General features: G+C 68.9%; 8 protein-coding genes and 1 pseudogene. 4 read left to right on the top strand and 5 right to left on the bottom strand.

What is annotated here, in order from left to right; all coding sequences use genetic code 11:
- The first annotated feature begins 47 nt into the window (after positions 1-47).
- Genes AC6EXY_RS21825 through AC6EXY_RS21810 form a run of 4 tightly spaced genes read left to right on the top strand, consistent with a single transcriptional unit; the run spans position 48 to position 8,123 of the window.
- On the top strand, positions 48-764 hold the full coding sequence (locus AC6EXY_RS21825; protein WP_133150527.1) for a phenylalanine 4-monooxygenase: 717 nt from the start codon (positions 48-50) through the stop codon (positions 762-764).
- 8 nt (positions 765-772) lie between these two features.
- Positions 773-2,404, top strand: a complete 1,632-nt coding sequence (locus AC6EXY_RS21820) for an MBL fold metallo-hydrolase (protein WP_499817893.1) — start codon at positions 773-775, stop codon at positions 2,402-2,404.
- Complete coding sequence (locus AC6EXY_RS21815) at positions 2,401-6,318, top strand: non-ribosomal peptide synthetase (RefSeq protein ID WP_499817892.1); 3,918 nt, start codon at positions 2,401-2,403, stop codon at positions 6,316-6,318. Before AC6EXY_RS21820 ends, AC6EXY_RS21815 begins: the two co-directional genes overlap by 4 nt.
- Positions 6,319-6,335: 17 nt before the next feature.
- The gene (locus AC6EXY_RS21810) at positions 6,336-8,123 is read left to right on the top strand and encodes an NAD(P)/FAD-dependent oxidoreductase (RefSeq protein WP_133150526.1); all 1,788 of its coding nucleotides are present in this window, start codon (positions 6,336-6,338) and stop codon (positions 8,121-8,123) included.
- Here the strand turns inward: AC6EXY_RS21810 and AC6EXY_RS21805 are convergent.
- The 5 genes and pseudogenes from AC6EXY_RS21805 to AC6EXY_RS21785 all read right to left on the bottom strand — a co-directional run bounded on the left by AC6EXY_RS21805 (position 8,051) and on the right by AC6EXY_RS21785 (position 12,227).
- Complete coding sequence (locus tag AC6EXY_RS21805; RefSeq protein WP_101829554.1) at positions 8,051-9,409, bottom strand: diaminopimelate decarboxylase family protein; 1,359 nt, start codon at positions 9,407-9,409, stop codon at positions 8,051-8,053. The genes AC6EXY_RS21810 and AC6EXY_RS21805 overlap by 73 nt on opposite strands.
- Positions 9,410-9,433: 24 nt before the next feature.
- Complete coding sequence (locus AC6EXY_RS21800; RefSeq protein WP_165818172.1) at positions 9,434-10,363, bottom strand: 2-oxoglutarate and iron-dependent oxygenase domain-containing protein; 930 nt, start codon at positions 10,361-10,363, stop codon at positions 9,434-9,436.
- A 328-nt stretch (positions 10,364-10,691) separates the two neighbouring features.
- Positions 10,692-10,832 carry a hypothetical protein gene (locus AC6EXY_RS21795; RefSeq protein WP_165818171.1) on the bottom strand — a complete coding sequence of 47 codons (141 nt, stop codon included), beginning with the start codon at positions 10,830-10,832 and terminating at the stop codon, positions 10,692-10,694.
- A 466-nt stretch (positions 10,833-11,298) separates the two neighbouring features.
- Positions 11,299-11,382: pseudogene (locus AC6EXY_RS21790) on the bottom strand (IS6 family transposase); the annotation flags it as partial.
- Positions 11,383-11,456: 74 nt separating this feature from the next.
- Positions 11,457-12,227 carry an SAM-dependent methyltransferase gene (locus tag AC6EXY_RS21785; RefSeq protein ID WP_499817910.1) on the bottom strand — a complete coding sequence of 257 codons (771 nt, stop codon included), beginning with the start codon at positions 12,225-12,227 and terminating at the stop codon, positions 11,457-11,459.
- Positions 12,228-12,441 lie beyond the last annotated feature (214 nt).

The raw sequence follows: 12,441 nt of genomic DNA, 5'->3' as shown, positions 1-12,441 counted from the left end.
GATGACCTAACTTGACCGTCGGTCCGCCGGTCGCCGAGGGAGTGTCGATGGCAGCACAGCTAGTGACGCGAACCGCCGAGCGATACCGTCCGGACGATCACCTCGTGTGGTCGCTGTTGCATCGCCAGCAAGCGCCGCTCGTCGCGGCGAGCGCGGTGGACGACTACCTCGACGGCCTCGACCGTCTGGGCCTGCCCGCCGACCACGTGCCCGACCTCGACGCGGTGAACGACGGGATGGCCGTCCACGGTGACTGGCGATTCGTCGGAGCCGGCGGGATGGTCGACGGTGCGACGTTCTTCGGCTTACTCGCCGATCGGCGCTTTCCCGTGACGGTCGCGATGCGGCGGCGGGACGAACTCGCGTTCGCCGAGTTGCCCGACCTGTTCCACGACCTGTTCGGCCACGGGCCTTACCTCGCCAACCCGCGGACGGCCGACCTGTACCACCGGTTCGGCCGTCTGGGTTCCCGGCGCGCCGACGATCCGGTATTCGTCGAACAACTCCAGCGCTTGCTGTGGGCGACGCTGGAGGTCGGGCTCGTCCAGCACGGCGAGCAACGCAAGGCGATCGGTGGCGCGATCCTGTCGTCGGCGAGCGAGCTCGCGCGAGCCCTCGCGCCCGGTGCACTGGCACCCCGCTTCGACCTGGACACCGTGCTGGCCGGCCCCGTCGACAGCTTCCGGCTCCAGCAGCACTACTTCGTGCTCGGCGGCACCGACGAGATCACGACGGCGTTGGATGACCTCGAGATGGCCGGCTGAGGGGTCCGGTGACCGACCCGGACCCGCGGTACCTCGCCGGCGACGTCGTCGTCGAGCCGTTAGTCGATCGCTGGTACGCGTGGATCCAACTGCTGACGCCGGCGACCGCGGCCTTCCACGTCGTCGATCGGCACCTGCGGATGATGGCCTCCTACGTTCGGTCGCCGGCACTCCACGCCGCGGCCGCCGCCGACTCGGCGACGCGGAGCGGACCGTTCCTCGACCTCGGTGGCGGTCATGTGCGGGAGGTCGCCGACCTGCTCGACACGACCCAGGCTCGGGCCGCCGGGCAGATCGAACTTGTCGACACGTTGCGCGCGCTCGACCGGATGCTCGGCGAGCGCGCCACCGGCGAGCCCCTCGACCCCTGGTATCAGTGCGTCCCCGAGGCGTTGCGAGGGCTGGTCGAGCTGACGTACGACCGCCATCACCGACCGGACGTCCGCGTCCGCGAGGAGTTGATGTACGCCAGTCCGCTGTGGGACACCTCACGGCAGTGCGTCCGGCTGGACCGGGGCCGTACTCGGCCGTTCGTCATGTCCACGCCGCGCCTCGCCGTCGTCGATGACGACGACGACACGGCGGTCGACGTCGCCGTGCCGTTCCACGCGCCCGCGCTCGACGCGCTGTTCCGAGCCCGCACCGAGCCCACCGATGTGGCCGCGCTGTCCGCCCGCCTCGGTCTCGCGCCGAGCTCGCCCGCGACCGACCGGTTCGCCGCGCTGTTCACCGACACCCCACCAACGCCGCTCGGACCGCCCGCCCGGGCCGCCGGTCCGCCCCCACGCGGCGGCGGACGCGTCACCTACTTCGGCCATGCCTGCCTGCTGTTCGAGGACGGCGACTCAAGCGTCCTCGTCGACCCCGTGATCGCCTACGACGAACCCGGTGTCCCACCCCACGCGGGCTACGCCGACCTGCCCCCGCACATCGACTACGTGCTCATCACCCACGCCCACCACGACCACGTGGTGCCCGAGACGCTGCTGCAGATCCGCCATCGCGTGGGAACCGTCGTCGTACCCGCCAACGACGCGGGCAATCTCGTGGACCCGTCGCTGCGCCGGGCAATCGAGCACCTCGGATTCGATCGGGTGATCGAGGTCCGGGCATTCGAGCAGATCCCGCTGAACAGCGGAGTGGTGACGGCCGTCCCGTTCGTCGGGGAGCACCACGACCTCGACATCGCGACGAGGGCGGGGTACCACATCCGCATGGCGGGCCGGTCGTTCCTGGTCGCCGCTGACTCCGCGAACGTCGACCCTCCCGTGTACGCGCGCGCCCACGCGCTCGTCGGCGACGCCGACGTCGTGCTCCAGGGCATGGAGTGCATCGGAGCACCGGCGAGCTGGGTGTACGGGCCCTACTTCTCGCGCCCCCTCGACCGCGACCACGACGCGACCCGGCGCGGCCGGGCGTCGAACAGCGTCGAGGCCATCGACCTCATCGAACGGTTCAACGCCGACGAGGTCTACGTCTATGCGATGGGCGCCGAGCCGTGGCTCGCACATCTGCTCGGTCTCGACGAGGGCGGTGCCTCGGCGGCGACGGTGGAGTCCGATCATTTCGTGGCCGAGTGCCGGCGCCGGGGTCTCGTCGCCGAGCGGCTGTACGGGCACAAGGAGCTGCGCTGGCCGTGACCACACCCCGCGTCCCGTCGCCCGACGACCCGCCGGCGGGCATCGGCGGCGGCCCTCCCACCCGCCTGGAGGCGTTGCACGCGCCGGGCGCCGACGCCGACCGGTCATTCTGGCTCGGCGCGATGGTCGCGCCGAGCGATCTGCTGCGGTGGTCCGAGCACTTCGTGTTCGACGCGGCCGGGGTGCCCGGCTCGCGTCACCGGCTCGGTCTCGACGCCGACTCGCGTCGCATCGTCGGGCGCATCGGGCGAAACCAACCGCTCGGCGAGTTCGTCGTCGTGCTCGCCGCGGTGGTCGCCCTGCTCCACCGGACGACCGGCCGCGACGTGATCTGGATCGAGTCGCCACTCCTGCGGCACGCGCCGAGCCGGTACCGGTCGGCGGCCACCGTACCGCTCGTCTTCAGGGTGCCGCGGCCGGGCACCCTGCGGAACCTGCTCGAGCACGTCCGGGACACGGTCGCTCGCAGTTACGCCGCGCAGGGCTATCCGGTTGGCCAGCTGTGGGCGCAGGGCGCCGTCGAGGCCACGGCCACGATCCTGGTCACCACCGCCGGGTTGCACGCCGAGCCGGCACCGACCGCCGACACCGAGGTCATGATCCGCATTGACCCGGCGGCGGGCAGCCTCGACATCGAGGACCTCAGGGGCATGTTCCCCGCCGAGTTCCTCGACCGCACCGGCGGGCACATCAACGGGATCCTGCACCAGTTCGATGCGCCCAACGGCGACCTGGGCGACCTCGCCGTCCTCACCGACGACGAGCTTGAGCAGCTCATCGCCTTCACCGACACCCGCGAACCGGCGTTACTCGGTGGCTCGCTCACCGCGCGGCTGCGCGCCGCGGGCGCGGCGACGCCCACCGCGCCCGCGGTCGTCGCGGCGGACGGCCAGGTGGTCTCGTACGGCGAGCTCGTCGATCGCGGCGAGCGGCTCGCCCACCACCTGCGAGCCGAGCTCGGGGTCCTCCCCGGAACGCCGGTGGCGACGGTCGTGACGCGCACCGCCGACACCGTCGTGGCGCTCATCGCGACCCTCTTCGCCGGTGGCGTCTACCTGCCGGTCGACCCGGCAACGCCGACGGCGCGGCTGCGAGCACTCGTCGACGCCACCGGCGCCCGCGCGCTGCTCGTACACTCCGCCCAGCTCGGGCGCGCCCTCGAAGTCCCCGAACTGCCCGCGTGCTGCGTCGACCTGCAGGTCCCGACCCTGCCACCGGCACCGTCGTCGTCGGGCCTGGACGACCGCGGCGGCACCGACGTCGCCGCCATCATCTCGACGTCGGGATCGGCAGGACGGCCGAAGCCCGTCGAGCTGGACCACGAAGGGCTCGTCAACGTCTGTCTCGACCACGTCCGTGAGCTGGGCCTGGCGGCGGGCGACCGCTATCTCCAGTTCATGTCGCTGTCGTTCGACGGATCGCTGCTCGACATCGGTATGACCCTGCTGGCCGGCGCCGCGCTCGTGCTGCCGGACGCCGCAACGCTGCTCGACCCGCGACGACTCGAGGACATGATGGTGGCCGAGGGTGTCACCGTCACGACCATGACACCGTCGTACCTGGCGCTGCTCGACGCCGGCCGCCTGACGACGTTGCGGGTGGTCGTGTCCGCGGCCGAGACCGCCCGACGCCGCGATGCGACCCGCTTCGCTCGGTCAGCGACGGTCTTCAACGGCTACGGCCCCACCGAGGCGTGCGTCAACACGACCCTCCATCGCTTCGATCCCGACAGCCCGTCGGCGACCGTGCCGATCGGGCTGCCGCGCGCCAACAAGGAGGTCTACGTCGTCGACGCCGACCTCCGTCTCCTTCCCCGCAACGCGATCGGCGAGATCGCCATCGCCGGCTGCGGGGTGGCGCGCGGCTACCGCGGCACCGCGCCCGTTGCGGACCCGTTCGTCGCCAACCCGTTCTCCCCGCATCCGGTGCTGTATCGCAGCGGAGATCTCGGCGCGTGGAACGATCGCGGTGAGCTCGTCCTCGTCGGGCGGCGCGACCACCAGGTGAAGATCCGTGGCTACCGCGTGGAGCCCGGCGAGATCGAGCACATCCTGCTGGACGACAGCGAGGTGACCGACGCCGTGGCAGTGTTCGACCCGGCGGCTGCGCAGCTCGTCGCCTGCGTCGCCGCGCCGGAGGCCGCGACGGAGGATGCGTCCGGCGCGCTCGCGGCACGGCTGCGCGGCGAGCTCGCCCACCGGCTGCCTCCCTACATGATGCCGGCAGCGATCCACGTCATGGCGACGCTGCCCCGCAACGAACACGGCAAGGTCGACCGTCCCGGGCTCGTCGAGTTCCACCACGCCGCCCGCAACCGCCAGCGGGCCACAACCGCGCCGGCCAACGAGCTCGAGGCGCAGCTCGCGGCGTTCTGGGCCGACGCCCTAGAGGTCGAGCAGGTCAGCGTCGAGGACGACTTCTTCCTCCTCGGGGGCGACTCGATCCGCGTGATCCGTGCGGTCCACCAGGCGCGCCAGGCGGGACTGGACGTGGCCACGCACGACGTCATCGAGCACCGCACCATCCGTGCGCTCGCCGCCGCGCTCGCCGAGCGCGGCGACCGCCCGCCGGACGGGATCGATGCCGAGCTCGCCGTTCTCAGCGCCTCGGAGCTGGCGGAGCTGCCACCAGGCGCCGAGTCCGCCTATCCGCTGTCGGCGATGCAGCAGGTGATGGTCGACCGCTACGAGTCGCTCCGCGACGAAGGCGCGTACCACTGCGTTTCGCGCTGGCTCGTCGAGGACGACGCCCTCGACATCGACACCCTGTGCCGTGCCGTGCAGACACTCGTCCACCGTCACCCGGCATTGCGAACGACGATCCGGCGAACCGGCGCCGGGCGGCTGGCCCAGGTCGTGCGGGCACCCGACGGCGCGATGCCCCGGTACCTCGACCTGCGGGGCCACCCTGAGAGCGACGAGCTCCTGGCGGCCGACGTGCTGAACGGCTTCGAGATCGGAGCCGACACGCCGTTCGCCCGATTCCTGGTCGTCCGGCGCACGGACGCCCGTGCCGACATCTACCTGTCCGCCCACCACGCTGTCCTCGACGGCTGGAGCCAGATCGTGCTCCAGAACGAGCTCTTCGATGCCTACGAGCGACGGGTCGCCGGGCTCCCGGTCGACGACAGGCCCCCCGCGATCGACTCCCGCCGGCAGTTCGTCGCACTCGAGCGCGAGCTCGCCGAAGATCCCGACGCGGGTGGCTTCTGGACCTCCGAGCTGGACGCACTCGCGGCCCTGCCGCGCCCGTGGCCGGGGCCGATGCAACGCGGCGCACCGGCCGAGCGCATCATCGACGTCGATCTCACCGCCCGGGTTCGCCGTGCCAGCCGTTCCCTCGCCGTGTCCCCCAAGGCACTGTGCCTGAGCGCGTTCGTGGCGGCGCTGCACCGCAGCGCCCACCTCGACACGTTCGCGGTCGGTGTGATCAGCAACGGCCGCTCGGAGCGCCTGGCCGACCCGCTCGGTGCCACCGGCCTCTTCTGGAACGTCCTGCCCGTGCGGTGCGCGGCCCGCGACCGCGGGTTGCCCGAGGCGCGCGACGTCCAAGCCGTGCTCGATCGTTACGACGCTCGCGCCGGCTATCCGATCGCCGATCGTCTCCCCGACGAAGCCGTCGCGGCGTGCTTCAACTTCGTGCACTTTCACCACGCCCGCGCGGGAGGCGGCCGCCTCCGGTTCCGTGGCGAGCGGATCGTGCACGATCGACTGCACTTCCCGATCTGCCTCACCGTGTCGATGGAACCGGTGGATCCGACGCGCCCGCACGACCTCGTCCTCGCGGTGCGCGTCGATCACCGCCTGGGGGACGACGGCGATGTCCTCCTGGGCAACCTGCTCGTCGCGTTCGAGCTCGACCTGGCCGCGCGCGCTCTCGTCGGAGACGCCGGCGAGTCGCCGCCCAGCCGCTGACGATTTGGAGCCCAGCCTTGGCATTGTTCCCGCGGCCGACCGGCGATCCCGCCGATCCCGCCGACGCGGTCGACATGTGCGACACGTACGACATCGCCGTGTGCGGCGGCGGGCTTGCGGGCGCCACGCTCGCCCGCCAGGTCAAGCTGCGCCACCCGGGCGCCACTGTCCTCGTCGTCGACAGCCAGGCGTACCCCGTGCCGGTGGCGGCGTTCAAGGTCGGTGAGTCCACGGTCGACATCGCCGGCTTCTACTTCGCCGAGCTGCTCGGGCTGCGCGACTACATGGCGCAGCGCCACCTGCCCAAGCTCGGCCTGCGCTACTTCTTCGGTGCGCCCGACCGGGCGCTGTGGGAGGCGCCCGAGGTCGGGCTCAGCAGGTTCAGCCGGTGCCCCACCTACCAGATCGACCGCGGGGTGCTGGAGAACGATCTCTACGAGATGAACGTCGCCGCCGGGGTCGAGATCGCGACCGGCGCCAGAGTCCTCGACATCGAGCTCGCCCCCGGGGCGGAACCGCACCGGGTTGCGTTCCGTGACTGCGACGGTAACGAGCGTACCGTTCGGTGTCGATGGGTCGTCGACGCGATGGGCCGGTTGCGGTTCCTGCAACGCAAACTCGGACTCCAGCGGGAGACCGACGGCATGTTCAACGCAGCATGGTTCCGGGTCCGGGGCCGGCTCGACATCGAGGACTTCGTCCCCGACACCCAGGTGGAGTGGCACGCCCGCGTCCCGGGTCGGGTCCGCTACTTCTCGACGAACCACCTGATGGGGCCGGGCTACTGGGTATGGCTGATCCCGCTCGGGTCCGGCAACACGAGCGTCGGCATCGTGTCCTCGGGTGCCCTGCAGGCTATCGGGGAGATGGACACCCTCGAGCGGGCGATCGACTGGCTGGCGCGCCACGAGCCCGCCGTGGCCGCGGGAGTGGCGCGCCACGAGATCATGGACTTCGTCGTCGCGCGTGACTTCAGCTACACGTCGAGCCTGGCGATCTCCGCCGACCGGTGGGCGTGCGTCGGCGAAGCCGCCGCGTTCGCCGATCCCTTCTACTCGCCGGGCTCCAACATGATCGCCTTCGAGAACACGGCGGTGGTCACACTGCTCGGGGAGGACGCAGCCGGCGCGTTCGACGAGACGCGGGCCGCCGAACTGAACTCGTTCGTCCTCGCCCAGAACGACTGGGTCGAGTACAACATCCACAGCTCCTACTCGTACTTCGGCGAGCCGCTGATCATGACGGTCTCGTTCATCTGGGACACGCTGCTGGCCTGGACGACGGCCACGCCGCAGATCTACAACGGGATCTACCTCGATGCCGCCAAGTCCGCGGCGGTGCGTGCGGAGACCACAAACCTTTACCCGCTCGCCCTGCGGGTCAAGCGTCTGTTCAAGCAGTGGGAGGGCCGCGCTCGACGAGGACGCCGCTTCGTGTTCGTCGACTACGCCAGCATCCCGTTCCTCCAGGAGGCCTACGAGCGCAACCTCGTGGCCGGCAAGACGATCGACGAGCTCGTCGCCGACCACCGGATCACGATGGCGGTCGTCGAGGAGGTCGCTCTGGCGATCTTCCTCATCGCTGTCGACGACACCATGCCGGCGCGGCGGCGGACGTTGGACGCGGCGCCATGGCTGAACGCCTGGGCGATCGGGCTCGACCCCGAACTATGGGCCCACGACGGGCTGTTCGCGCCGACGACACCACCGCGGGACGTGTCCGGTGTGCTCGGTCAGCTCGAGCGGCTGTTCGAGCCCGACGCCGTGGACGCCGTCGGCGCGGCGACGATCGACCTCGACCTCTGAGACCCGCCCGCCGGAGTGAACCGTCGGGACTCGAAGTCGAGCTGGGTCCTGAGATAGTCGTCCACAGTTTCAGACCGGCGGATGAGCTCGACGCTGCCGTCGCGCCGGAGCAAGAGCTCCTGAGGTCGCAGCCGGCCGTTGTACTGGAATCCCATCGAATGCCCGTGGGCCCCGGTGTCGTGGATCACGACGTAGTCGTTCTCCCGCACCGGTGGCAGCAGAATGTCTGTCGCGAACTTGTCCCGGTTCTCGCAGAGCGAGCCGACGACATCGACGGCGCCGAGAGGCCCGCGCAACTCCTGGCCGGCGCGATCGACGACCGTGATGTGGTTGTACGTCGACCGGTACATCCCCGGGCGCATCAGGTCGGACATCGAGGCATCGACGCCGACGTAGGAGCGGTACTTCGACATCACGTTCAGAACACGCGTGACCAAGACCCCGTGCGGCCCGGTGATGAGTCGGCCGCACTCCATGTACATCTTCGGCCGGTATCCGTGCTCGCGCTCGAACGCATCCAGGAGCTGGACCGCCAGATCGGCGAACGCCTGCAGTTTGAACGGTCGCTCGCCGGGGCGGTAGGCGATCGCGATGCCGCCGCCCACGTTGACGAACTCGAACCGGATGCCGGTGGCTGCCGTGACCTCGCCGCAGACCTCGAGCAACATCTGGAGGATGGCTGCCATCCGGCGGTGACGACGTTCGTTCGATACGACCATCGCGTGCAGTCCGAAACGCCGCGCACCCCGGGCGCGTGCCTCGGTGTACGCGGCGATCACCTGATCGTGCCGCAGTCCGAACTTCGCCGATCTGGGCGCCCCGATGATCGAATTCCCGAAGTTAGACGTTCCCGGGTTGTAGCGGAAACAGATCAGCTCCGGCATGCGCGGGAGCTTGCGGACGAAGGTCAGATCGTCGAGGTTGAGGATGCACCCACCGTGATCGAGGGACTGCTCGTACTCGTCGGCGGACGTGTTGTTGGAGGTGAACATGATGTCCTCCCCCGATGCACCGAGTTGTCGGGCCATCGCGAGCTCCGCCGTCGAGCTGCAGTCGAAGCCGAACCCGAGTTCGTTTCGGAGGATCTCCAGGATGCGGAGGTTGGGGAGCGCCTTGACGGCGTAGAACTCGCGGAAGCCGTCGAGGCCCGAGAATGCCGCGTTGAACTCGTGGCCGCTCTCGAGGATCCCGAGCTCGTCGTACATGTGGAACGGCGTCCCGAACTCCTGCGCGATCGAATGAACGTGAGGCAGGAGACGCTGGGCGAACGAGGCCGACATAGGCATGGTGTGAACGCCAGTTCTCGGCCGCTACACGCCGAGCAGGGACCGCAACAGTTCGGCGTATTGACGCCCCGTGTCGAACGGCTCATATCGCGATGGGTGATCGTCGTCGACGAACTGGGACGGCTCGATGATCGCGCCGTAGGAGGGTCGGTGCTTGAACTGGAGCGATATTCGGTCCGTCGAGACGTCACGCACCCGGTGATAGGTCGCCCGGTACCCGCCGTTCGTCCATCTCTCGAGGTAGTCACCGAGGAACACGAGCGGCTCATGAGGGCGAACGGGGACGTCGATCCACCGGCCGTCGGACCCCAGGACTTCGAGACCCGGCGCGTTCTGCGTCAAGATCGTGAAGAAGGCGTGATCGACGTGCGACGTCATCGAGTAGTGCACCCGGTTCCCCAAGGCGCTGCCGGCACCGACGGGATAGTGGTTGAGGCCCAAACGATGCACCGGCTTCTCCATGAACGGGTCGAAGACCGTGGCCGGCAGATTCAGAGCCAGCGCGCTCAACAAAAGGATTTCGTTGCCGATCGTCGCCAATCGTTCAAGCAGTCGAGTCGCCGCACCGAAAGGTCGATGGTAGTGACCGGCCCAACCCCCCGCCGGCGGATCGGCGACGTAGCCGATTCGATACTGTTCACACGCCTCGCGCCCTGAATGCGTGAGGCTCCTCTCGGCCCCCACCTCGCGATACCCGAGATACTCGGTGTCGGCGCTACAACTGAATCGTCGCTTGTCGTCGAGTGGTTGCGAATAGAATCGACGCGCCTCCGCGTACACCGCTTCCAGAAGGCTCGGTGGGATGCCGTGGTTTCGCAGAAAGAAGAACCCGCTCTGCTCGCAGGCGGCATGGATCGCTCGGCTCAGTCGCCACTTCTCGTCGTCGGCCGGACCGCCGGCTGTCACCGACCACTCGACGACAGGTATCGTCGTCAGAAGTTGATTGTTCGCCAATCTGAGAGCACCTCCGTGGCCGTGGGCATCCATGATCGAGCGCCCGGGTCGTACTCCGGAACCCCAGCAAGGGTCGGCCGCCGAGCTGTGCGGTCGACCGAGACGATGATGTCATGGAAGTCGGGCGATCGACCGGTAAATCGGATGCCATGCCCTGTAGATGGCCTCCTTGCACAAACCAAGTAGCCATGTGGGTGATCGCGCCCACGATGACGCCGACCAGCGGACAGAACCGCTCGTGACCTCGGACGCCCACCGCGGGACCCTCAGGTGCGCGCCTACCGGCAGAAACTCGTCCGGCTGCGGTCCGAATCGGCGGCGGTGATGCTCAGGCGCCCCGGCACAGGGCGTGGTCCACCAGGTTCCACGCCGCCTGGCGGGTGGCGTCGTTGTCGTTGTCGTTGACGGAGATCACGGCCGAGCGCCCACCGTCACCGGTGACCGCGCCCACCGTGTGGAAGCCGGGCACGTCGCCGTCGTGGGTCCTGTGGGGTGCCGGAAACCGGCCTGGGCCTGTGACCTGGGCTGATACGACGGTACGGGACCGTCGGCATGATGGTCAGCTATGTCCGTGCGACTGCTCTATCTGATCTTCGTTCGAGTGTGCGGCTGGCTTGTCCTCTTCGGTCGTTCGTCGGCGTCGAAGGACATCGAGCTGCTCGTGTTACGGCACGAGGTCGCGGTGCTGCGCCGTACCCAGCCCAAGCCCCGGTGGGACTGGGCGGACCGGGCGGTACTCGCCGCGCTGATCAGGGTTCTCCCCAGGACGCTGCGAGCGCACCGGCTGGTCACCCCCGGCACCGTCCTACGGTGGCACCGCCGTCTGGTCACACGGAAATGGACCCATCCGCGCCGGGCAGGACGGCCACCGATCAACCCGGAGATCCCCACGCTGATCGAGCGGCTCGCGACCGAGAACACGACATGGGGCTACCAGCAAGCACGATCACCTCGGGTGGGAACCGGAACCCGGCGAACTCCGACACCGGAACCAGTGGACGGACACGACGTCGACGCATCAACCGATCATGACCGATCGGACGCCCCGCGATGGCCGACTTCGCCGATGCAACAGACCCTACCGTGCTCATTATCAGGATTTGCGACCGATTCCTCCACCGATCATCTTCTCGGTGATCCGCAGCGTTTCGGGAAGCGGACCATCCGGCCGCCACAACGGGTTGTAGACGACACCGGGTTCGACGAGTTCCAGGCCATCAAAGTAGGCGGTGATTTCCTCCAGGGTACGGAACCGGCCGGTACCAAGGTCCGTGAGGAGGGCCTTCTGGAGGTCGTCGGTCTGGGCACCGTGATCGACGAAATGGGTGAGAAACAGGTAGCTGCCGGCAGCCACCGCATTTCGGTACCGGGTAACCAGACCGCCCGGGTCCTCCTCGTCATTCAGGTGATGGATGATCCCGAGCATCAGAAGACCGACTGGCTGGTCGAAGTCAATCAGAGACCGCAGGTCGGGGTGGCTGAGGATCTCCTCCGGCTCTCGCACCTCGGCCGTGATGACCGTGGTGTACTGGTTCTCGGCGAGTAGGGCCCGGCCATGAGCCAGCGCGATCGGATCGTTGTCAACGTAAACGACCCGGGCCTCGGGGAGGATCTCCTGTGCCACCTGATGCGTGTTGCGGGCGGTCAGCAAGCCGGAACCGAGATCGATGAACTGGCGGATTCCCCGCTCCGCCAGGTAACGGACACCACGGCCGAGCACAGCCCGGTTGTAGATCGCGGCCTCACGCCCGTCGGGGACGAACGCAACGAGCTGCTCGGCGATGGCTCGGTCCACAGGGAAGTTGTCCTTACCGCCGAGGATCGCGTCATAGACGCGGGCAACACTCGGGATGGAGACTTCGATCCCCTTCGGCAGTGGAGTCCACCGACGTGGTGTACGGATCGTGATCGTCTGACGACTCGCCGGAGTGGCGGTCCGTGACGTGGGACGCAGGGCTTCTTCATGTGGGGGGTCTGCCTGGTTTGTCAGGGGAAGCTGTGGAGATCGAGGGCGGCGGTCGGGGTGGTGTGATCACGTCGGCCGGGTGGGATGAGGGCGTAGCCGACACGGCGTAGGG

This window comes from Frankia sp. RB5 (assembly GCF_059816245.1).
The sequence above is the reverse complement of the archived record's forward strand: the minus strand, read 5'-3'. Positions and strand labels throughout refer to the sequence as shown.

Excerpts from the sequence above, each read along its gene's own strand:
- AC6EXY_RS21825 (WP_133150527.1), top strand. The coding sequence starts at position 48 with ATGGCAGCACAGCTAGTGACGCGAACCGCCGAGCGATACCGTCCGGAC.
- AC6EXY_RS21805 (WP_101829554.1), bottom strand. The coding sequence starts at position 9,409 with ATGCCTATGTCGGCCTCGTTCGCCCAGCGTCTCCTGCCTCACGTTCAT.